Origin of the sequence: Blautia sp. NSJ-175 (genome assembly GCF_022867815.1) — a bacterium.
Lineage (GTDB): Bacteria > Bacillota > Clostridia > Lachnospirales > Lachnospiraceae > Blautia > Blautia celeris.
In genome coordinates this window covers 1-21,882 of the sequence record NZ_JALIFQ010000015.1, presented here as the reverse complement: position 1 = coordinate 21,882, position 21,882 = coordinate 1, and the positions used below count along the sequence as shown (strand labels likewise).

The 21,882-nt window shown below is 48.2% G+C and carries 18 protein-coding genes; 15 read left to right on the top strand and 3 right to left on the bottom strand.

Translation table 11 applies throughout. The annotated features are described in order from the left end of the window. Positions 1 to 2 precede the first annotated feature (2 nt). From ruvB to MUB35_RS20610, 10 genes are all read left to right on the top strand, one after another. Complete coding sequence (ruvB, locus tag MUB35_RS20655; RefSeq protein ID WP_033141745.1) at positions 3 to 1,007, top strand: Holliday junction branch migration DNA helicase RuvB; 1,005 nt, start codon at positions 3 to 5, stop codon at positions 1,005 to 1,007. 122 nt (positions 1,008 to 1,129) lie between these two features. Then, positions 1,130 to 1,540 carry a cell division protein ZapA gene (locus tag MUB35_RS20650; RefSeq protein WP_033141744.1) on the top strand — a complete coding sequence of 137 codons (411 nt, stop codon included), beginning with the start codon at positions 1,130 to 1,132 and terminating at the stop codon, positions 1,538 to 1,540. Positions 1,541 to 1,642: 102 nt separating this feature from the next. Further along, the gene (locus tag MUB35_RS20645) at positions 1,643 to 3,856 is read left to right on the top strand and encodes a U32 family peptidase (RefSeq protein ID WP_244806760.1); all 2,214 of its coding nucleotides are present in this window, start codon (positions 1,643 to 1,645) and stop codon (positions 3,854 to 3,856) included. Between the two features lie 8 nt (positions 3,857 to 3,864). Beyond that, on the top strand, positions 3,865 to 5,256 hold the full coding sequence (locus tag MUB35_RS20640) for an FtsW/RodA/SpoVE family cell cycle protein (protein ID WP_033141742.1): 1,392 nt from the start codon (positions 3,865 to 3,867) through the stop codon (positions 5,254 to 5,256). Continuing rightward, entirely contained in the window at positions 5,168 to 6,664 is a 1,497-nt protein-coding gene (locus MUB35_RS20635) for a peptidoglycan D,D-transpeptidase FtsI family protein (RefSeq protein WP_148392725.1), read from the top strand. The genes MUB35_RS20640 and MUB35_RS20635 overlap by 89 nt, the downstream gene beginning before the upstream one ends. Before the next feature lie 279 nt (positions 6,665 to 6,943). Continuing rightward, on the top strand, positions 6,944 to 7,396 hold the full coding sequence (locus MUB35_RS20630) for an NUDIX hydrolase (protein ID WP_033141740.1): 453 nt from the start codon (positions 6,944 to 6,946) through the stop codon (positions 7,394 to 7,396). Positions 7,397 to 7,514: 118 nt separating this feature from the next. Beyond that, positions 7,515 to 9,041, top strand: coding sequence for a polyphosphate:AMP phosphotransferase (gene pap / locus MUB35_RS20625; protein ID WP_103732087.1), 1,527 nt, complete (start codon positions 7,515 to 7,517; stop codon positions 9,039 to 9,041). 60 nt (positions 9,042 to 9,101) lie between these two features. Next, complete coding sequence (locus MUB35_RS20620) at positions 9,102 to 9,440, top strand: hypothetical protein (protein ID WP_033141738.1); 339 nt, start codon at positions 9,102 to 9,104, stop codon at positions 9,438 to 9,440. 11 nt (positions 9,441 to 9,451) lie between these two features. Then, the gene (locus MUB35_RS20615) at positions 9,452 to 10,498 is read left to right on the top strand and encodes a hypothetical protein (RefSeq protein WP_244806759.1); all 1,047 of its coding nucleotides are present in this window, start codon (positions 9,452 to 9,454) and stop codon (positions 10,496 to 10,498) included. A 20-nt stretch (positions 10,499 to 10,518) separates the two neighbouring features. Beyond that, a complete protein-coding gene (locus tag MUB35_RS20610; protein WP_033141736.1) occupies positions 10,519 to 10,953 on the top strand; it encodes a GerW family sporulation protein in 435 nt (144 codons plus the stop codon). 295 nt (positions 10,954 to 11,248) lie between these two features. Here the strand turns inward: MUB35_RS20610 and rpmB are convergent, their stop codons facing one another. Continuing rightward, positions 11,249 to 11,437, bottom strand: a complete 189-nt coding sequence (gene rpmB / locus MUB35_RS20605; protein WP_018598007.1) for a 50S ribosomal protein L28 — start codon at positions 11,435 to 11,437, stop codon at positions 11,249 to 11,251. A gap of 217 nt (positions 11,438 to 11,654) precedes the next feature. Between rpmB and MUB35_RS20600 the strand changes: the two genes are divergently transcribed. From MUB35_RS20600 to MUB35_RS20580, 5 genes are all read left to right on the top strand, one after another. After that, on the top strand, positions 11,655 to 12,011 hold the full coding sequence (locus MUB35_RS20600; RefSeq protein ID WP_033141735.1) for an Asp23/Gls24 family envelope stress response protein: 357 nt from the start codon (positions 11,655 to 11,657) through the stop codon (positions 12,009 to 12,011). 18 nt (positions 12,012 to 12,029) lie between these two features. Beyond that, complete coding sequence (locus MUB35_RS20595) at positions 12,030 to 13,679, top strand: DAK2 domain-containing protein (RefSeq protein ID WP_244806758.1); 1,650 nt, start codon at positions 12,030 to 12,032, stop codon at positions 13,677 to 13,679. Between the two features lie 108 nt (positions 13,680 to 13,787). Next, on the top strand, positions 13,788 to 15,845 hold the full coding sequence (gene recG / locus MUB35_RS20590; protein ID WP_244806757.1) for an ATP-dependent DNA helicase RecG: 2,058 nt from the start codon (positions 13,788 to 13,790) through the stop codon (positions 15,843 to 15,845). Between the two features lie 18 nt (positions 15,846 to 15,863). Next, entirely contained in the window at positions 15,864 to 19,661 is a 3,798-nt protein-coding gene (locus MUB35_RS20585) for an ABC transporter permease (protein WP_244806756.1), read from the top strand. Between the two features lie 84 nt (positions 19,662 to 19,745). Continuing rightward, entirely contained in the window at positions 19,746 to 20,165 is a 420-nt protein-coding gene (locus MUB35_RS20580) for a DUF6465 family protein (protein WP_033141731.1), read from the top strand. A gap of 133 nt (positions 20,166 to 20,298) precedes the next feature. Here the strand turns inward: MUB35_RS20580 and MUB35_RS20575 are convergent, their stop codons facing one another. After that, positions 20,299 to 20,520 (bottom strand): alpha/beta-type small acid-soluble spore protein, encoded by a 222-nt coding sequence (locus tag MUB35_RS20575; protein WP_033141730.1) that lies wholly within the window; start codon positions 20,518 to 20,520, stop codon positions 20,299 to 20,301. Between the two features lie 367 nt (positions 20,521 to 20,887). After that, the coding region (locus tag MUB35_RS20570) for a tyrosine-type recombinase/integrase (RefSeq protein WP_244806755.1) at positions 20,888 to 21,882 on the bottom strand (995 nt) is incomplete at its 5' end.

Genomic DNA, 21,882 nt, shown 5'->3' with positions numbered 1-21,882 from the left:
GCATGGATAAAAAAAGAGTGATTACCACAGACGTAATAGAAGAAGACTTGAAAATAGAGGGAAATCTGCGCCCGCAGTACCTGGATGACTATATCGGCCAGGAGAAGGCAAAGAATAACCTGAAGGTATACATAGAAGCTGCTAAACAGAGAAATGATGCGCTGGACCATGTGCTGTTCTACGGCCCTCCGGGACTGGGCAAGACCACACTGGCAGGTATCATAGCTAATGAGCTGGGTGTACATATGAAAGTGACCAGCGGTCCGGCCATTGAAAAGCCCGGGGAGATGGCGGCAATCCTCAACAACCTGCAGGAGCATGATGTGCTTTTTGTAGATGAGATCCACAGGCTGAACCGACAGGTGGAAGAAGTGCTCTATCCGGCCATGGAGGACTATGCCATTGACATTATGATAGGAAAGGGCACGGCTGCCCGTTCCATCCGTCTGGACCTTCCGAAATTTACACTGGTGGGGGCCACCACCAGGGCAGGTCTTCTGACTGCGCCTCTTCGTGACCGGTTCGGGGTGGTACATCACCTGGAGTTTTACACGGAAGAGGAGTTGAAGACCATTATACTGCATTCTGCAAATGTGCTTGGAGTGGAGATTGACGAGGAGGGGGCCTGGGAGATGGCAAAACGTTCCCGTGGGACCCCGAGGCTTGCAAACCGGCTTTTAAAGAGAGTCAGAGACTTTGCCCAGGTGCGGTATGACGGGAAGATCACAAAAGAGGTTGCTGATTTTGCCATGGACCTTCTGGAGGTGGACAGATATGGGCTTGACCAGACAGACCGGCTTCTGCTCACCACTGTGATTCAGCGTTTTTCCGGCGGACCTGTGGGTCTGGATACCCTTGCCGCAGCCATCGGTGAGGATTCCGGCACCATTGAGGACGTCTACGAACCCTATCTGATCAAGAATGGATTTCTGCTCCGTACCCCCAGAGGAAGGGTGGCAAGCGAGCTGGCATACCACCATTTGGGGCTGAATCAGACAGGGGAATGAGAAAAAGGTTGTTTTTCTGCATATTTCGATTATAATAGACAGTGGAAATAAAATGCAGATGATGGAAAGGGCGCTTTGCGGACTTTCTGTTGTCATGAATGAAAATCGGGAGGAGCCCTTGAATGGCAGTAAAGAATACTACACAGGTTTTAATCGGAGGCAAGATTATTACCCTGAGCGGATATGAAAGTGAAGAATACCTGCAGAAGGTTGCATCTTATATGAATAATAAAATGACGGAACTGGGACAGCTCCCAGGTTACAGCCGTCAGTCCGTGGAGACAAAACACACGCTTTTGAGCCTGAATGTGGCAGATGATTACTTTAAGGCCAAACGTCAGGCGGAGATTTTCGAGGAGGACCTGGAGGCAAAGGACAGAGAAATGTATGATCTGAAGCATGACCTGATCACCAGCCAGGTACAGCTTGAGAATGCCAGAAAAGACGTGGCGCTGAAGAATGAGCAGATGGATAAGCTGCAGAACAGAATAGAGGAACTGGAAAAAGAACTGGAAGAATTTTTAAAACAATAGTGAGCATGCTTAAAACTTCCGGAACACAGAATGATAGGGCGCGCTTCGGACAGAAGTAACACGCCCTTTTTCTATCAACAGGAATTTTGGAGGAGACAGATTATGAGAGCAGAACTGCTGGCACCTGCCGGTTCTTATGAGGGGCTTCGTGCCGCTGTCCAAGCGGGGGCGGATGCGGTCTATATTGGAGGTCAGATGTTCGGGGCCAGGGCGTACGCCAACAACCCGGACACAGACGAACTGCTTGAAGCCATTGATTTTACCCACCTGCACGGAAAGAAAATATATATGACCGTGAATACTCTGCTTAAAAACAGAGAGCTGGAAGAACAGTTGTACACCTATCTGGCTCCTTATTATGAACAGGGCGTGGACGCTGTTATTGTACAGGACTATGGCGTTCTCTCTTTTATCAGAAGGGAATTTCCCGGGCTGCCCATCCATGTGAGTACCCAGATGGCGGTGACCGGGCCGAAGGGGGCAGCTCTTATGAAGGAGGCAGGGGCATCCAGGATCGTGACTGCCCGTGAGCTGTCCCTTCAGGAGATTCGTGAGATCTATGAGGAGACAGGGATGGAGATCGAGAGCTTTATTCACGGCGCACTCTGTTACTCCTATTCCGGTATGTGCCTGTTCTCCAGTATGCTGGGAGGAAGAAGCGGCAACAGGGGAAGATGTGCACAGCCCTGCAGGCTTCCCTATGAAGTGTACGACGGAGAGAAAAGGCTGGGAAGTAAGAAGGAGGAATATCCTCTGAGTCCAAAAGATATGTGCACCATTGACATTCTGCCGGAGATCTTGGACGCGGGAGTCTATTCCCTGAAAATAGAGGGGCGCATGAAAAAGCCGGAATATGCGGCAGGCGTCACAAGGATTTACCGAAAATATCTGGATCTGTATAAAGAGAACCCCAAAAGCTTTCGTGTCCTGGACAGCGACAGGCAGGAGCTTTTAAAGTTATACCAGAGAGATGGGTTCAACGAGGGCTATTATAAACAGCACAATGGCAGAAATATGATGGCTGTGCAGAATCTAAAGGCCCGGGACAGCCGGGAAAAGGGACCGGGAAAACGGGATGAAGACTTATTTTCGCAATTGAAAGTTCAATATGTTGACAAGAAATTGCAAGAAAAAATTTACGGAAATGTAATCCTCTTTTGCGGCAGCCCTGCTATACTGGATTTGGAGTACGGAAACCGCCACGTACAGGTGGAAGGGGAAACCGTACAGGAAGCCAGGAAGCAGCCCCTTGACGCAGAACGGGTGAAAAAGCAGATGGAGAAGACAGGGAACACCCCGTTTGTATTTGAACACTTGGATGTGCAGACAGATGAGCAGGGATTTCTGCCCATGCAGAGTCTGAATGAATTGCGCAGAAAAGGCCTGGAAGCGCTGGAAAAAGAGTGCCTGCAGCCCTTCAGACGCGTGCTGGATGTACGGAGGATGGATGGCGGGGAGAAGAAAACATCCCCAAAACCGGAAAAAAGCAGGGGTTCCAAAAAGTTTTACGTATCTGTGGAGACATGGGAACAAATGGAGGAGGCCTTGAGACGGCCGGAAGTGGATGGTATTTACTGCAGCATATCCATGTTCTGGGGCGATAGTTTTGAGGAAAAGACCAGGTATGCCGTGGAGTATATAAAGGAATTCGGCAAGGAGTGTTATCTGGCATTTCCCTATATCCAGAGAGAGAAAAATCTGGAGAGCAAAGAGGCAGAACTTATGAATCTGGCGGGGTGTCTGGATGGGTTCCTGGTGCGGAATCTGGAAGAGCTGGGGTATGTAAAGAGTCTGGGACTTGCAGAGAAAGCGGTGTGTGATCACTCTTTATATGCGTTTAATGACGCGTCAAAAGCTTTTCTGGAAGACCGGGGTGTGCTGCGCACCACGGTTCCTTTGGAGCAGAACGGCGGGGAGATACGCCGCAGAGATAATGCGGGCAGCGAGTGGATTGTCTACGGGTATTACCCTATGATGATATCTGCCCAGTGTCTGAAGAAGACATATAACGCCTGTGATAAAAAGAGCGGAACTGTGCGGCTGAAAGACAGGTACGGGAATTATTTTACCGCCCAGTGCGTGTGTGATTTCTGTTATAATGTGATTTACAACAGCGTTCCCACAGGTCTTTTAAAGGAGGCAGAGCAGATAAAAGCCTTATCTGTTTCGGCATTCCGTATGAACTTTACGATAGAAGGGAAAGCTGAAACTGGAAGACTGCTCGATTTGTTTCTGGATGTTTACAAGAAAAATAAAAACGTGCCGGATCAGGTGCCTGAATTTACAAAAGGGCATTTTAAACGGGGCGTGGAGTAGGTGAAGATTTGATTAATTTAATTGTAGAACTTTCAAAATATCTGCTGCTTATACTGGCGGCTCTCTATACGCTGGAGAGTTTCAGTGTGTTTAAATACAAGGCTGAGGATGATAAGCGGTATATTTTAAGAAAACAGCTTATTGTGATCTTCTTTATGGATTTTGTGGCTTTCCTTGTTATTTTCCTGAAGACGGAGAAGATGGAGGTCATATATTTCTTTGGAGCACAGCTTTTGTATTTTATTGTGGTTCAGGTACTTTACCGAATCTTTTACAAGAAGGCGTCATTGCTTTTGCTGAACCATATGTGCATGCTGCTCTCTGTGGGCTTTATCATGCTGGCAAGGCTGGATACGGAATCTGCGGTGCGGCAGTTTCAGATCGTGGTGATCGCTACGGTTATTGCCATGGTGATACCGGTCATGATAAGAAAACTGACCTTTTTAAATAAGTGGACCTGGTTCTATGCCGGGGCGGGCATGCTGCTGCTTTTGGTAGTTCTGGTCCTGGGCAAGAATGTCAACGGGGCGAAGATCAATATTTCTCTGGGTGGATTCGCGTTCCAGCCCTCGGAGTTTGTGAAGATCATCTTTGTATTTTTTGTTGCCTGCAGGCTGTACAGGAAAAGAGCTACGTTTCAGGATCATGTGATCACAACGGCAGTGGCTGCCGCTTATGTGCTGGTACTGGTCATATCCAAGGACCTTGGAAGTGCTCTGGTTTTTTTCATCACATACGTGGTCATGCTGTATGTGGCTACCAAAAAGCCTCTGTATCTGCTGGCGGGGCTTGGCTCCGGCTGCGTGGCGGCTGTGGGCGCCTACTTCCTCTTCGGACATGTGCGCCAGAGGGTAGTTGCCTGGAAAAATCCCTTCTCTGTCTATGAAGGGGCGGGATATCAAATTGTGCAGGGGCTGTTTGCCATCGGTACAGGAAGTCTGTTTGGCATGGGGCTTTGCCAGGGTTCCCCCAATATGATTCCCTTTGTTAAGCAGGACTATATGTTTGCTGCGATCTGTGAGGAGATGGGGGTTCTCTTTGCCATGTGCCTGATCCTGATCTGTATGAGTATGTTTTTGCTGGTGGTGAATATCTCCCTGCAGATCAAGAAACCGTTTTATAAACTGATCGCGCTGGGACTGGGAACGGAATATGCGTTTCAGGTGTTTCTTACCATCGGCGGTGTGACAAAATTTATCCCCATGACGGGAATCACCCTTCCCCTTGTCAGCTACGGCGGAAGCTCTGTGTTAAGCACGATCATCATGCTGGCGATTATCCAGGGGTTATATATTTTGAGAGAAGACGAGGATGAAGAACTTGAAAAGCAGAAAGAAAAAAGAAGAGAAGCGTCTCTTAAAGGAAGAGAAGGCGTTAGAGAAAAAAGAATTAAAGGCTAAGAAGGCCCGGAACCGGGAATATGCCATAGTCAGTTATTTTTTCGTATGCATCTTTATTTCTTTGATTGGCTATATGGTTTATTTCCAGGTGGTGAAGCGGGAGGGCGTGATCAGCAGTCCCTATAACACCAGGCAGGACCAGTTCGAGGACCGGGTGGTCCGCGGCAGCATCCTGTCCTCTGACGGACAGACTCTGGCCTATACACAGGTAAATGACGACGGTTCGGAAACCAGGGTATATCCCTACAGCAATGTGTTTGCCCATGTGGTTGGATATGATGCCAACGGCAAAAACGGCTTGGAATCCCTGGCGAATTTCCAGCTCATGACTTCCCATGACGGCTATCTCTCACAGGCGGCTAATGAACTGAAAAGTGAAAAGAACCTGGGAGACAATGTGGTCAGCACCCTGAATGCCTCCCTGCAGCAGACAGCCTATAATGCTCTGGGAGACAACAGAGGCGCTGTTGTGGTCATGGACCCTCGAACAGGAGCGGTTCTGGCATCTGTGAGCAAGCCGGATTTCAATCCCAATACTGTGGCCCAAGACTGGGATTATCTGGTCAGCGACAACTCAAACAGCAGCCTGCTGAACCGGGCAACACAGGGCGCTTATCCGCCGGGGTCCACATTCAAGATCGTCACAGCCCTGGCCTACCTGAAAGCCCACGGCAGCATAGACGGCTATTATTATAACTGTGACGGCAGCATTACCATGGATGACCATACTATCACCTGCTATGACGGGGAAGTGCATGGGGAGGAGGATTTCACCACGGCTTTCGCGGAATCCTGCAACAGTGCCTTTGCCAGCATCGGTGTGGATCTGGGAAAATCAAAGCTGACACAGACGGCGGAGAGCCTTTTATTTAACAGCAAGCTCCCCGTTCCCATTGAATACAACAAGAGCAGATTCGACTTGGGTGAGCATCCGGGCAACCCGCTCCTTATGCAGACCTCCATCGGTCAGGGAAACACCCTGGTCTCTCCCATGCATATGGCCATGATCGTCAGTGCCATTGCCAATGACGGCGTGCTGATGAAACCATATTATGTGGACCATGTAGAGAATGTGAACGGGGATGTGGTGAAGTCCACCAAGCCGGCGGAATACAAACAGCTTATGGAGAGCAGTGAGGCCCGTGTGATGCAGAACCTCATGGAAGAGGTGGTAAACAGAGGAACCGCGTCCTCCTTAAGCGGCGAGAACTACAGCGCCGCCGGCAAGACAGGATCCGCGGAGTATTACGGCGCAGACGGGGACATAAAGACCCATTCCTGGTTTGTAGGATACTCCACCATGGGAGATGCCCAGATCGCCATCGCAGTCATAGCAGAAGGCGCCGGAACCGGCAGCTCCGTAGCAGTCCCCATTGCCCATGAGGTCTTCAATGAATTTTATTATTAGATTTATATAACTTTCCGCCCTGCACCCTTATTTTACCCACTATGAAACGCATACGGGAAAGCTAAAAACCAGGAAGAGGGAGGGAGCAGGTTAGCTCCGTGGCAGCGCAACGCTTCGCTCACAGACATTCATCCCCGCTCCCTCCCTCTTCCGTCCGCCTTAATTCCCCCCCATTGCAGTTTCCATTTATCCCTTGCACAGGTATCCAAAAAGAGGTATACTGATAACAACGAAACACAACGCTGGCCCGGAAAAGGGTCGTACAGGAGGACTTGCACTATGATTGAAGCAACGAGCTGTGGCGGGGTGGTAATATATCGGGGAAAGATACTGACCCTGTACAAATCCTATAAGCACAAATATGAGGGCTGGGTTTTGCCAAAGGGTACAGTAGAGGAAGGCGAAGACTATAAGGATACGGCACTGCGCGAAGTGAAGGAGGAGGCAGGTGTAGCAGCTAATATCATCAAATATGTAGGAAAAAGCCAGTATAGTTTTTGTGTGCCGGAAGATACTGTGGAAAAGGATGTCTACTGGTATCTCATGGCCGCCAGCAGCTATTACAGCCGGCCCCAGAGAGACGAATATTTTGTAGATTCCGGTTTTTACAAGTTCCATGAAGCTTACCATCTATTACGGTTTTCCAACGAAAAGCAGATTCTGGAAAAGGCTTATAATGAATACCTGGATTTGAAAAAATCAAATCTGTGGGGAAACAAAAAGTATTTTTAGTTATTCAGCTGATGAGAAGGGACTGGTTTTTCCAGCCCCTTTTTGTACTTTTACAGGTGTAGATTCAGACAGTAACTATTAACAGCCGCGCTTTCATAAAAATGGAGGAGGTAGCCAGATGTTAGAACAGATTGATTTGACAAAAGAGATGGGGAAAGAAGAGTACAAAGAAAAGATGGAGGCTCTGGAAGGGACACTTTCGCGTCTGCAGAGGGAATGCAGGGATTTGGGAATCCCGGTCATGATTCTCTTTGAAGGGTTTGGGGCAGCGGGAAAGGGCGTGCAGATCAATAAACTGATACATCCGCTGGATCCCAGGGGGTTTAAAGTTTTTGCTATCAAACAGGAGTCAAAAGAGGAGCGCATGTACCCGTTTTTGTGGCGTTTCTGGACTAAGACGCCGGAAAAAGGCAGGATCGCCATTTTTGATACAAGCTGGTACAGGAGAGTTTCCGTGGACAGGTTTGAGGAGAAGATTTCACCGGAAGAGCTTATGTATGCCTATCAGGAGATCAATACATTTGAGAAGACGCTGACAGATGACGGCGCTGTGCTGATCAAGTTCTTTATGCACATCAGCAGAAAAGAACAGAAAAAGCGTTTTGACGGACTTCTGGATAATAAAGAGACAGCGTGGAGAGTCAGCAAGGCTGATTTGAAGCGCAACGAGGAGTATGGCACCTATAAAGCCATGCTGGAGGAAATGCTGGAGAAGACAGAGACAGAGTGTGCCCCCTGGACCATTATCGAGGCCACGGACCGCCGCTTTGCCACGGTGAAGATTCTTTCCTCTGTTATCGAGAGTCTGACAGAGAAGATAGAGGAAGTTAAGACGGAAAAGCTGGCGAAAGAAGAGGCGCGTAAGGCGGAGGCCGGTGCGGGTGAAGCCGTGAAGGAATACGAACCACTGTCCAGGAAAGTCCTGGAATCCTCCACCCTCAGCAAAGCTGATCTGACACTGTCCTACACAAAGGAAGAATATAAGAAGAAATTAAAAAATCTGCAGGACCGCATGGCAATCCTCCACAGTGAGCTGTACAGCCGCAGAATCCCCGTTGTGTTGGGATTTGAGGGATGGGATGCGGGAGGCAAGGGCGGCGCCATCAAGCGTCTTACAGAGGCCATGGATCCCAGAGGATATGTGGTGAATCCTACGGCGGCTCCCTCTGCTGTGGAGAAGAACCACCATTATCTGTGGCGCTTTTGGAAGGACATGCCAAAGGCAGGCCATGTTGCCATATTTGACCGGACCTGGTACGGAAGGGTGATGGTGGAGCGGATCGAGGGATTCTGCACCAAAGAAGAATGGCAGCGGGCCTACAAGGAGATCAATGATATGGAAGCCCATCTGGCCCATTCCGGAGCGATCGTGCTGAAATTCTGGATGCATATTGACAAGGATGAGCAGGAGCGGAGATTCAAAGAGCGCATGGAAAATCCGGAAAAACAGTGGAAGATCACAGACGAAGACTGGAGAAACCGGGAAAAATGGGATCAGTACGAGGAGGCAGTCAACGAGATGGTCATCCGTACCTCAACCTCCTATGCACCATGGATCATCGTGGAGGGCAATGACAAATATTATGCCCGCATCAAAGTGCTGGAATCTGTTGTGAATGCAATTGAAAGAAGGCTGAAAGAATAGGAATCCGTAGCCATTCCGCTGGCCGGAACGTTGCAGGACTCTGATTAAGGATGGAAATTTATGCTAAACTGGTATAAGAATCTGTATGTTGGCGATAATGCAAAAAAGAAACAAAAAAAGCTGATACGGAAGATCAATCAGGGTGCAGGGGTCATTGATATTTATCTGGTGACCCTTGCAGTCAACCCGGCAAATTCCCTGGAAATTATATCTGCAAATTATTTGCTGCAGAAGCCGATCAGGAGAAATTGTCCCATGATCGTGGGACTCTGTTCGGGATATTACGAGGCTGTGGAGCTGGTGGAACAGATTGCAGAAGAAGTCTATGAGGAGACAGGCGCCATGGATATCCGCGGCTGGCTCCTTGAAAAAGCAGCCCGGGTGAAAAAAAGAGACTGACAGGTGAGAAGATGATGCTGATACATATAATTTTGGGTATACTAAAAATAATCGGAATTCTGCTGCTGGTGATATTGTGTCTGCTTCTTCTCCTTCTGCTGTCGCTGGTCTTTGTACCGGTGCGCTACTACGGAAGCGCTTTCCGGGAGGAGGGAAAGTACGAGGGAAAAGTGAGGATTTCCTGGCTGTTCCATCTGATCTTTGTCACAGCCAGATACGGTTCCGGGACGGAAGGGTTACAGCTTTCCATCCGTTTTTTGGGAATACCCGTGGATGTGGTATTGAAAAAAATCGCTGCCTGGAGGCAGAAACGACAGAAGAAAAAACCTGAGCTGACAGCAGCGGAGGAGAAAAAAACACCACCGGGGGAAGGCACGGAAACAGAAGAACAGGCAGCTATTCCGGCAAAAGAGCCCCGCAGCGCACAGCAGGCCCTGTTGGAGACTGAGAAGGAAAGCAGCGTAAATGCTGTCGGGACAGAGAAGGACGCTGAGACAAAAAACTCCGCGGAGACAAAAGACTTCGCAGAGAAGAAGAAACCGGCTGAGAAGAAGAAACCGGCTGAGAAAAAGAGTCCGGCTGCGAAACTCCGCAGTGTTTTTGAAAAAATTTCGGAGATCATAAAAAAACTTCTTGGGCTTCCCGGGAAAATAAAAGCGGCTTTTGTAAATTTCAGGCGGACAGCCAAAGAGATTTATGGTAAAATAGAGCAAATCAGGGAACTGCTGGCCTCGGAATCCTTTCTGGGTGCCAAGACATTGGTATTTGGAGAACTGGGTATCATAATGAGGCATGTGCGGCCCAGAAAAATAAAAGGCGACATTTATTTTGGATTTGATGATCCGGCGCTTACAGGGCAGGTGCTGGCAGGAGCCAGTATTTTCTATCCTCTTTACGGCAGAGGACTTTCCCTGCATCCGTATTTTGACAGAGTCATACTGGAAGGACGCGCACAGATCTGGGGAAGAATGTACGGGTTTATGTTTCTCCGTACGGTCTGGAAACTGTTCAGGGATGCCAATGTCAGGGATTTGAGAAAAAAATTTAAAAACAAGTAAACATTAAGGAGGAAATAACTATGGCTTCAGATAATAGTTTCAAGACAACGGTGGATTCCCTCTTCAAGGGAATGGACAGCTTTATCACAACGAAAACAGTGGTAGGGGAGGCGATCACTGTGGGAGACACCATTATCCTTCCGCTGATTGACGTATCCTTCGGCGTGGCTGCAGGTGCATTTGCCGATGACAAGAAGAACAACGGCGGCGGCGGTATGGGCGGCAAGGTCTCCCCAAGCGCAGTGCTGGTGATCTCAGGCGGCAGTACAAAACTGGTCAATGTGAAGAACCAGGACGGCCTTACCAAAATTCTGGATATGGTTCCCGATTTTGTAAATAAATTTACGGACGGCAAAAAAGAGGAAGCGGCAGCAGCAAAAGAGCCTGCAAAGAAAGCAGAATCCGAGAAGAAAGAGGCTGAGGAAGCAGATACAGAAGATAAAACAGAAGAGTAAAGAGGATACAGGACATAAAAAAGCCGCCGGGATGTCATTCATGGCGGCTTTGTGCATATATTAAAGTAAACAGGCAAAAGGAGAAACAGAGAGACTGTGCAGAGACTCATTGGATTTTTACTGTTTTGGATTGGAGTAGGGCTGTTTCTTGCCTTGATATTTCCAAAGAGCTTCCTTATGGTATTACTTGCGGCACTGTGCATGCTGGTGGGATACAACCTGTTCTGCTGCTGAATGAATATAGAAGAGGACAAAAAAAGACCTTGTCTCATCGGACAAGGCCTTTCCTCATTCTTTACGCTCTCTCCACTTTGCCGCTTCTTAAGCAGGAAGTACAAACATACATTTTCTTTGCAGCACCGTTTGCTGTTTTTACTTTAACAGATTTGATGTTGGATTTCCACATCTTGTTTGATCTTCTATGGGAATGGCTCACGTTGTTCCCGAAATGAGCACCTTTTTCACAAATTGCACACTTTGCCATGGTAGCACCTCCTTAACATAGAATAAGTCCGTGTATACAAACTCACAACAATAGTTATTTTAACAGAAGATAACAGGATTTGCAAGTGAAAATATAAAAATTTTAAATTAATATTTCGTTTTTGGGAAAGATATGTTAGAATGGTTCTATGAAAAAGCGGCAGACCGGGGAATACCCCGGGCGGCGGCAAAGAAAAAAGCTATGGAGGTGTCCGTGCATGGATGGACTTGTTGATACAGGATTAGGTAAAATAATGATTGATACGGATGTCATCGCTACTTATGCGGGAAGCGTGGCAGTCGAATGTTTTGGAATCGTAGGCATGGCGGCAGTCAGCATGAAGGACGGGCTGGTTAAGCTCCTGAAGAAAGACAGCCTGAAGCATGGAATCAATGTCATCATCACCGATAATAAAATCACTCTGGAATTTCACGTGATCGTCGCGTACGGCGTCAGCATCTCTGCCGTGTCCGACAATCTCATCAGCAATGTGAAATACCGCGTGGAGGAATTTACCGGTTTGACTATAGAGAAGATCAATATCCTTGTAGAGGGCGTAAGAGTAATCGATTAATTAAGGAGGAAACTTGTTTTGAATACCAATACCGTTGACGCGAAGATGCTTGGCAGGATGTTTCTGGCCGGTGCCAAAAATCTGGAAGCTAAGAAAGAATGGATTAATGAACTGAATGTATTCCCTGTACCGGACGGTGACACGGGAACGAATATGACGCTGACGATTCTGTCTGCCGCTTCTGAAGTAAGTGCTCTTGAGAATCCAACCATGAAGACACTGGCTAAGGCCATCTCTTCCGGTTCCCTGCGCGGGGCAAGAGGAAATTCGGGAGTTATCCTTTCTCAGCTTTTGAGAGGTTTTACAAAAACCATTGAACATTATGATACAGTGGATGCACCTGCCTTTGCAAAAGCGTTTGAAAAGGGTGTGGAAACCGCCTATAAAGCTGTTATGAAGCCAAAAGAGGGTACAATCCTGACAGTTGCCAAGGGCGCGGCTGACAAGGCTCTGGAGATCGCAGAGGACTGCAGGGATCTCAGCAGTTTCTTTGCGGATGTGATCGCCCATGCGGAGCATGTGCTCTCCAGAACACCGGATATGCTTCCTGTTTTAAAAGAGGCAGGCGTTGTGGACTCCGGCGGACAGGGACTGGTGGAGGTTCTGAAAGGTGCCTATGACGGCTATCTGGGCAAAGAGATCGACATGAATTTTGAAAAGCCCAAGTCCTCAGGCATGAGCAAACCGGTGTCCGCGGAGGAGAGCAATATCAAATTCGGCTACTGCACAGAATTTATCATCATGCTGGAAAAGGAATTTCCGGAAAAAGAGGAGCAGACTTTCAAAGAATATCTCATGTCCATTGGAGATTCCCTGGTAGTTGTGGCGGATGATGAAATCGTGAAGGTGCATGTACATACCAATGATCCTGGTATGGCAATCCAAAAAGCCCTGACTTACGGCCAGCTCTCCAACATGAAGATTGACAATATGCGCCTGGAACACCATGAAAAGGTGATCAAAGAGGCTGAGAAGCTGGCAGCACAGCAAAGAGAAGCCGTTCCGGAAAAAGAGGTGGGATTCATCTCTGTATCGGTAGGCGACGGCATGGGAGATATCTTCCGGGATCTGGGCGCTGACTATCTGATCGAAGGCGGCCAGACCATGAATCCAAGTACAGAGGACGTGCTGAAAGCCGTTGAGCAGGTACATGCAAAGAATATTTTCGTGTTCCCCAACAATAAAAACATCATTCTGGCAGCCAACCAGGCAAGGGATCTGACAGAAGATAAGAATATCATTGTCATTCCGACCAAGACCATACCTCAGGGTATCACGGCGATGATCAATTATGTGCCGGAGAAGACGGTGGAGCAGAATACAGAGGAGATGCTGCAGTGCATCGGCAATGTGAAGACCGGTCAGGTCACTTATGCGGTGAGGGATACGAAGATCGATGATAAGGAGATTCGCCAGGGCAACATTATGGGAATCGGTGACCATGGCATTTTAGCTGTGGGCGAGGGCGTGGAAGGCATTACCATGGAGACCATTGACGCTATGGTGGATGAGGACACGGAGATCATCAGTGTATACTATGGGTCTGATGTGAGTGCAGAGGATGCACAGCGCCTGGGTGAGAAGCTGGAGGAGCGCTACCCGGATTTTGATGTGGAAGTAAACGACGGCGGTCAGCCGATCTATTATTATGTGGTATCCGTGGAATAACCTGCGGGATTGAAAAATAAGAGGTGTGGACGCGGCTTTGCCTGCTGAAACACCTCTTCTTTACACAAAAAGAAAGACAGCGTGTGAGCCGGAGATGGAGTTACAAAGATGAGAGAAGCAGATGCGATCCGTTCCATCAAGGGGATTGGAGAGAAGACAGAAAAATTATTTGCAAAACTTGGGATACGAAGCGTAGGCGACCTGCTTAGGTACTATCCCAGGGATTACGAGGAATACGCGCAGCCGGTAAGCCTGGCAGAGCTAAAGCCGGGCAAAAAAGCTGCTGTGGCCGGAAGGATAGCCGGAAAAGTGGGGGTGCGCAGTACAGGCAGGCTCACTGTGGTGACGGCAGCTCTGAAAGAGGAGGGACAAAGCCTTTCCCTGACATGGTATAACATGCCCTTTTTAAGAAACACCATAGCCTCGGGAAGCTGCTACATATTTCGTGGAATGGTCACAGAGAAGAAGGGCCGCCTTACCATGGAGCACCCGGAAGTGTTTACCCCCGAAAAGTACGGGGAAATGCTGCACACCCTGAACCCCATATACGGCCTGACAAAGGGACTGACCAACAAGCTGGTAGTCAAGACCATGCATCAGGCATTGGAGGAGAAGGAGATTGTGCAGGAATATCTGCCTGAGGATTTCCGCAGCCACTATCATCTGGCAGAGTATAATTTTGCAATATCGGAAATTCATTTTCCCAGAGATAAAAAGAATATGCTTCTTGGCAGGAGAAGACTTGTTTTTGATGAATTTTTGTTTTTTATACTGGCTGTGCGCATGATGAAAGAGAAGACCCAGGACGCAGTCAGCCATTTTAACATAAAGCCGGTCTGGGAGACAGAGAATGTCATAGAAAACCTTCCCTATCCCCTGACCAATGCCCAGAGGCGTGTCTGGGGAGAGATAGAGCGGGATATGACAGGCCATTCCCTTATGTCAAGGCTGGTGCAGGGGGATGTGGGAAGCGGCAAGACCATTATCGCGTTCTTATCCATGATACTGGCAGCCGTAAACGGTTACCAGTCTGCCCTTATGGTCCCCACAGAGGTTCTGGCAGCCCAGCATTTTGAGGCGCTGAAGAAGCTGCTGGAGGAGCAGGGGCTTGCTTATGAACCGGTGCTGCTGACAGGTTCCTGTACTGTGAAGGAAAAGCGGCTGATCTATGAGAAGATATCCTCAGGACAAACCAGAATGGTTGTGGGTACCCATGCCCTGATCCAGGAGAAGGTGCAGTATGAGAATCTGGCCCTGGTGGTCACCGATGAACAGCACCGCTTCGGGGTCAGCCAGAGGGATGATCTCTCTAAAAAGGGGGAGAAGCCACACGTTCTTGTCATGAGTGCCACACCCATACCAAGGACCCTGGCGATCATTTTGTACGGGGATTTGGATATCTCCGTGATTGACGAGCTTCCGGCCAGAAGGCTGCCCATAAAAAACTGTGTGGTGGATATTTCTTACCGTCCGAAAGCATATGCTTTTATGGAGCGGGAGATTCAGGCAGGAAGACAGGTCTATGTCATCTGCCCCATGGTGGAGGAGAGCGAGGGTCTGGAAGCGGAAAATGTACTGGATTATACACAGCGCCTGCGAGATATCATGCCTCCGCAGATCAGGGTGGAACCTCTTCACGGAAGAATGAAGCCTGCCGAAAAAAATAAGATCATGAGTGCTTTTGCATCCAATGAGATACAGATACTGGTCTCCACCACAGTGGTTGAGGTCGGCGTAAATGTTCCAAATGCCACTGTCATGATGGTGGAGAATGCGGAGCGGTTTGGCCTGGCCCAGCTTCACCAGCTCAGGGGACGCGTAGGACGAGGAGAACATCAGTCGTACTGTATCTTTATGCAGGGGCAGGATGCCCGGGAGACAAAGGAGCGTCTGGAGATCCTGGTAAAATCCAATGACGGCTTTGAGATCGCAGGGGAGGATCTGCGGCTTCGGGGACCCGGGGATCTGTTCGGAATCCGGCAGAGCGGGGATATGGAATTTGCGCTGGCTGACATTTACCAGGATGCACAGGTGCTGAAGGAGGCCAGTGAGGCGGGAGGCGCGATCCTCAAGCTGGACCCGGATCTGTCACTGGAACAACACAGAAGGCTCAGAGAACGTCTTCTGGATTATGCGAAGGAACGGCTGGAGCTGCCGGGACTATAGAGAAAAAGGTGTGACAGCATGAAGAAGAATGCGTTAGCAAAAGATTTTTTTATGGAGATAAAAAAGACAAGGAACCGGTTTCTGTCCATAATGCTTATTGCGGCACTGGGCGTGGCCTTTTTTGCCGGTGTAAGGGCAGCGGCTCCGGATATGAATATGTCGGCAGACCTTCTGTATGACAAGAGCAATTTCATGGATATCCGCGTGCTGAGTGACCTGGGCCTGACGGAGAAGGACATAGATGCGATTCGGGATATAAAGGGTGTGGAGTCCGTGCGGGGCGGCTACAGCGCGGATGTGCTGTGCAGTACGGAAGAAGCACAGCTTGTTGTGCGCATGATGTCAGCCTATGAGGATATCAATAAGATAACAGTAAAGCAGGGCCGTATGCCCGAAAAAAAGGATGAATGCCTTGCGGATGAACGGTTCTTGAGTCTTTCCGGATATAAAATCGGAGATACGATCTCTGTGAAATCCGGTACAGATGATGACATAGCAGATACGCTTGCTGTCACAGAATACAAGATTGTGGGAAGCGGAACGACTGCCTATTATCTCAGCCTGGACAGGGGCACCAGCAAAATAGGAAACGGCGAGCTGAGCAGTTTTCTGGTCATTCCGGCAGAAAGCTTTTCCCTGGAGGTCTATACAGAGGCTGTGATACGGGTGGCGGGAGCAAAAGAGCTTTTATCAGGTTCAGATAAGTACGAGGATACCGTAAAAGAGGTGGAGGACCATCTGGATGCCATAGCGGACGGACGCTGTGATATCCGCTACGAGTCTGTCTATCGGGAAGGACAGGAAAAGCTGGATGATGCATCCGCAGAGATAGAGGAGAACCAGCAGAAGCTGGAGGATGCCAAAAAGGAATTGGATGACGGGGAAAAAGAACTTGCGGACGCCCAGCAAAAGCTTGACGATGCCAAAAAAGAGCTGCAGACAGCCAGGGATAAACTGACTGACGGGGAGGCTCAGCTTGCGGATGGGGAAGCACAGGCCGCAGACGGGGAGAACCAGCTTGCAGACGGCTGGAATACCTACTATGAAAATGCCTCCACACTGGAGGAGAAGAGCCGGGAGCTGGAGGAGGCAGAAGCCCAGACAGCGGACGGCGAGAATCAGATCGCAGAGGGATGGCAGGAGCTTGACACACAGAAGGCAGCTCTTTCTGACGGACGCAGCCAGTTGGAGGAAGGCAAAGCCCAGATCGCCCAGGGCAGACAGCAGCTTACAGACGGCATTGCCCAGACGGAGGCAGGCATTGCTCAGGTAGAGCAGAAGATTCAGGAGATAGAGGCCGGACTCCCGGCTGTCCGGGACGGCATAGCAAAGGTTACGGACGGCATTCATCAGGCGGAAGCAGGGATCGCGGATCTGGAACAGAAGCAGGCGGTTGTTCAGGCAGGAATCGCCCAGTTGGAAGAGCAGCTTGCCGCTGTTCCCCCTGAGGCAGAGGATATCCGGCAGCAGTTGGAGGCGCAGTTAAATGAGGCCAGAGAGCAGGAAGCCCAGATTGAGGCAGGTATCTCTGCGGCCTCAGGACAGCTTGCGGATCTTCAGAATACCCTGCAGCAGTTAGAGGAGCAGAAAGCCCAGATGGACAATGCCTTACCTCAGTTAAAAGAGCAGCAGCAGACCCTGCCGGCTGCACTGGAGGGGCTGAAAAAGCAGCTCGACCAACTTGATGCCCAGGCGGAAACCCTGGCAGAAAAGGAGGCAGAGCTTGCAGACGGAGAGGACCAGATTGCCCAGGCAGAGGTACTGTTTACGGAAAAGGAAGCAGAACTTGCAGCGGGAAAGGCCCAGATAGAGGACGGGGCAGCTCAGCTTGCGGATGGAGAAAATCAGCTTGATGAGGCCAGGGAGCTTCTGGAATCCAAAGAGCAGGAGCTTGCGGACGCAAAGGCTCAGATCGCGCAGTCAAGAAAAGAGCTTGAGGATGGAAAGGCCCAGCTTGCGGACGGGGAGAAGGAGATCGCGGACGGGGAGTCTGAGATTGAAAAGAACCGGAAGAAGCTTGCGGACGGACGCAGGGAATATGAGGAAAAGAAGGCGGATGCGGATGAGAAGATTGCAGATGCCAGGCAGAAGGTAGCAGACGGGCAGAAGGATCTGGATGATCTGGAGGTGCCAAAATGGTATATTCTCAACCGTGATTTCATACAGACTTATGTGGAATACGAGCAGGATGCAGACAGGATAAAGGCCATAGGAGACGTATTTCCGGCGATCTTTTTCCTGGTCGCAGCCCTGATATGCCTTACCACCATGACAAGAATGGTGGAGGAGGAGAGAACCCAGATCGGAACGCTGAAAGCACTTGGATACAGCAAACTCTCCATCGCGGCAAAGTATCTGTGTTACGCGCTTCTGGCATCCCTCATAGGCAGTCTGGCGGGACTGGTGGCAGGGCAGAAGATACTGCCCCCTGTCATCATCAATGCCTATGGTATCCTCTACAACAATCTTCCTGAGGCGGTGGCACCGCTGCACGCGGGATATTCCATATCCTCCACTCTGCTGGCCATTGCCTGTACTACCGCGGCAGCCGGAATCGCCTGTTATAAGGAACTGATGTCCACACCGGCAACCCTGATGCGTCCCGCGGCTCCGAAGTCGGGGAAAAGAGTGCTGCTGGAACGTGTGGGAATCATTTGGAACCACCTGAGCTTTACCAACAAGTCCACGGTCCGGAACCTGTTCCGGTATAAAAAGCGGTTTTTCATGACGGTTCTGGGCATCGGCGGCTGTATGGGACTTTTGCTGGTGGGATTCGGCGTGAAGGATTCGGTCCGCTCCATCGGTACGATCCAGTACAATGACCTGTTGTCCTACCACGCAGAGATTGTATTAGAGGATAAAACCACACCGGAGGAAAAAGAGGAAGTGATGGACGCCATGGAAAAGGATAAGGATATCAAATCCTTTATGGCAGTTTACAAGACCTCCATGGATATCGAAAATGAGAAAGAGGATGTGACCAAAAGCGCCTATGTGATGGTGCCTGAGAATGCAAAGGAATTTAAAAAATATGCCGACCTGTGCAGCCGTACGACGAAGGAGCATTACGAGCTTTCCGATGACGGGATCATCATATCAGAGAAGCTGGCAAAGCTGCTGGATGTGAAGGAGGGCGACACTGTGGTTCTGAAGGAGGAGGAGACAGATCATTTTGAGGTGAAGGTTTCCCATATCACGGAGAACTATTTCCTCCATTACATCTACATCTCTCCTGAGCTGTACGGCAAAGTATTCGGGGAAACGCCGGAATTTGTGGACTATCTCACAATCAATACTTCCACGGACAGCGCATTTGAAGACAGCATGCAGGAGAAATATATGGCCTATGATCAGGTATCTGAGGTCTCATTTATTACAAAGACAGCGGACAGGATCGCCAATATGCTGAAAAGCCTGGATACGGTCATCTATGTGCTGGTCATCGCCGCGGGTCTTCTGGCATTTGTTGTTCTGTACAATCTGAATAATATTAATATCAGTGAGCGTATCAGGGAGCTGGCAACCCTGAAGGTTCTGGGTTTTTATGATATGGAGGTATCCAGATACGTGCTCAGGGAGAATGTGTGCCTGACTTTGATTGGTTGTTTTCTGGGAATTTTCTTCGGAAAAATCCTGCATCGGTTCGTGATTCTGACTGCCGAGACAGATATTATGATGTTCGGCAGAGACATAGAAATCATCAGTTTTGTGTACAGTATCCTGATCACTTTATTCTTTTCAGCAGTGGTAAATTTCTTCATGCATTTCCGTCTGAAAAAGGTGGATATGGTGGAGTCCATGAAAAGTGTAGAGTAAAAAACTTGAAATTTTCCCGGAAAAGGTATATGATTAACGGGAAAATCGAAATTTCAAAGGGTATGTAAAAGGAGGAGATTTATTATGCCTATTAAGAAATCAACGACAAAAGCAGCTGCGACAGAGGCTGTGAAGACAACGACCGAAGAGAAGAAGACAGAGGCAGCAAAAGCTGCAGAACCAGTAAAAGCTGCAAAAACACCAGAGAAAAAACAGCCTGTAAAACGTGCCGCTGCAAAGAAAGCCGTAGCTGAGAAAAAAGCAGCCGTAAAACCTGCCGCAAAAGCTGCGGAAGCAAAGAAATTTGTTTATGTTCAGTGCCTGGGCAACGAATACAAGGTTGAAGATATTGAAAACAGTGTAAAAAAAGCATGGATGGACGAGACCGGAAAAAAAGAGAGCGACATCAAAGAAATGCAGATTTACATCAAACCGGAAGAGAACGCCGCTTACTATGTGATCAACAATGAATACAAAGAAGGCGGAAATAAAGTGGATTTATAAGAACTTATTTTCAACGGGTTTTATGTAAAAGGAAAAGAGGGAGCTCCTTCATGCGGAAGAAGCGCCCTCTTTTTTGAATGAGTGATCATTCAACTTTTTTCTGAGAAAGTATGTTTCTCAGGCAGGACGAAGATTAAAGCTGAGTAGATCCGCTTGACATCTGTCTTTCCTGTGCTTCGATCATTTTCTTAACCATATAACCACCAACGGAACCGTTCTGTTTGGAAGTCAGGTTTCCGTTGTAACCGTCTGTAAGCGGTACACCTAACTCGTTGGCTACCTCATATTTGAAACGGTTTAATGCACTCTTTGCTTCGGGTACTGCTGCGCTGTTAGAAGAATTTGTGTTAGACATGTTTTTCTTCCTCCTTAAATGTTTTGTTTTTTTGTTACAATGGTAGTATGTGATTTATTACTTTTTTTACACCTAGAAGTTCTTTCAAGTTTTGACAAATTTTGTGAATTGTATTACAATAGTGATTCGGTGAATAAAACATTTAATTTGCGTAAGGGGATTTGTATAATTCTGTAAAATATGTATAAAATTTTTGTTAAAATTATATATGTCTTTTTGACTATCTTTTTATATCTTCTTAAATGTCCGCAAAGCCTTATTTTATCGGCTCTACGGGCATTTTGCTTTTGTGGTAAACCTCACATATCTAGGTCTATCTTCTTATATTTTCGCTATCAAGCGTGGTTAAAATCGTGGTAAATACTTCTTATGCAATTAGACGCTGAACCTCTGATTTTGCGGTATCTATGGACGCATGAGCATACCAGTTCATTGTGATACTGATGTTTGAATGTCCCATGATATACTGTAAATCTTTCGGGTTCATGTTCTTGCTTGCCAATCTTGTGCAGAATGTATGGCGTAGCGTATGTGGTGTGATATGTGGCAAAGGGTTATCCTTATGGTGCTTGTTGTATTTCTTTACTATACGGACAAAAAGCATATTGTAATCAATCGCAACTTTGGGCTTGCCTTTATGATTGACAAATAGAAAGTTGCCTCGTCCGTCTATCACAAATGGTTCTGCCTTTGGGCGTTTCTTTATAACCCGTTGAAATGCCTGTATCGTTTCTCTACTTAATGGCACTTGCCTTGTTCCGCTTTTTGTCTTAGGCGTTTCAATATAATAGCCCTGTTCCTTGCTCTTTAATAACTGATGGTTGATAACCACAACTTCATGGATAAAATCAATGTCCATGATTGTTAGTCCGCACAGTTCCGAGATACGAAGTCCTGTCTTTAACAGTATCAGCACATCATCATAATACTTGTGATACACATTGTCCGTCTTGATGAATGAGAGTAGGGCTTGTTCCTGTTCCTCTGTCAATGCGACTTTCTCTTTGGTATCATTTTCTAGGACTTCACTTAACTTGAAATCAAAAGGGTTTTTCCTTACACAATCGTCTTGTATGGCGATATAGAATGACGCTTTTAACGAGCGTTTATGGTTGTTAATGGTGTTATAGGAAAAGCCTTTGTCTTTCATGCGTAACGCCCATTCCTTAGCGTCAGAGGGTTTTATCGTATCAATGCTCCTAGCACCTAACTTGTCCTCTTTCAATAACCGCATGAGCTGTTCCCGTTGTTTCTGTGTGCTTTTCTTCACATTTGCCCTCTGTGCGTTCTGTTTGGCGTAGAGTTGGCAAAGCGTCATTTTCTTGCCTGTGCTGTCGATACCGTCCTCAATATCCCGTCTTA

What these genes read in the sequence shown, in the direction of transcription:
- ruvB (WP_033141745.1), top strand. Translation starts at nt 3, where the DNA reads ATGGATAAAAAAAGAGTGATTACCACAGACGTAATAGAAGAAGACTTG.
- MUB35_RS20650 (WP_033141744.1), top strand. Translation starts at nt 1,130, where the DNA reads ATGGCAGTAAAGAATACTACACAGGTTTTAATCGGAGGCAAGATTATT.
- MUB35_RS20645 (WP_244806760.1), top strand. Translation starts at nt 1,643, where the DNA reads ATGAGAGCAGAACTGCTGGCACCTGCCGGTTCTTATGAGGGGCTTCGT.
- MUB35_RS20635 (WP_148392725.1), top strand. Translation starts at nt 5,168, where the DNA reads ATGAAGAACTTGAAAAGCAGAAAGAAAAAAGAAGAGAAGCGTCTCTTA.
- MUB35_RS20630 (WP_033141740.1), top strand. Translation starts at nt 6,944, where the DNA reads ATGATTGAAGCAACGAGCTGTGGCGGGGTGGTAATATATCGGGGAAAG.
- pap (WP_103732087.1), top strand. Translation starts at nt 7,515, where the DNA reads ATGTTAGAACAGATTGATTTGACAAAAGAGATGGGGAAAGAAGAGTAC.
- MUB35_RS20620 (WP_033141738.1), top strand. Translation starts at nt 9,102, where the DNA reads ATGCTAAACTGGTATAAGAATCTGTATGTTGGCGATAATGCAAAAAAG.
- MUB35_RS20615 (WP_244806759.1), top strand. Translation starts at nt 9,452, where the DNA reads ATGATGCTGATACATATAATTTTGGGTATACTAAAAATAATCGGAATT.
- MUB35_RS20610 (WP_033141736.1), top strand. Translation starts at nt 10,519, where the DNA reads ATGGCTTCAGATAATAGTTTCAAGACAACGGTGGATTCCCTCTTCAAG.
- rpmB (WP_018598007.1), bottom strand. Translation starts at nt 11,437, where the DNA reads ATGGCAAAGTGTGCAATTTGTGAAAAAGGTGCTCATTTCGGGAACAAC.
- MUB35_RS20600 (WP_033141735.1), top strand. Translation starts at nt 11,655, where the DNA reads ATGGATGGACTTGTTGATACAGGATTAGGTAAAATAATGATTGATACG.
- recG (WP_244806757.1), top strand. Translation starts at nt 13,788, where the DNA reads ATGAGAGAAGCAGATGCGATCCGTTCCATCAAGGGGATTGGAGAGAAG.
- MUB35_RS20585 (WP_244806756.1), top strand. Translation starts at nt 15,864, where the DNA reads ATGAAGAAGAATGCGTTAGCAAAAGATTTTTTTATGGAGATAAAAAAG.
- MUB35_RS20580 (WP_033141731.1), top strand. Translation starts at nt 19,746, where the DNA reads ATGCCTATTAAGAAATCAACGACAAAAGCAGCTGCGACAGAGGCTGTG.
- MUB35_RS20575 (WP_033141730.1), bottom strand. Translation starts at nt 20,520, where the DNA reads ATGTCTAACACAAATTCTTCTAACAGCGCAGCAGTACCCGAAGCAAAG.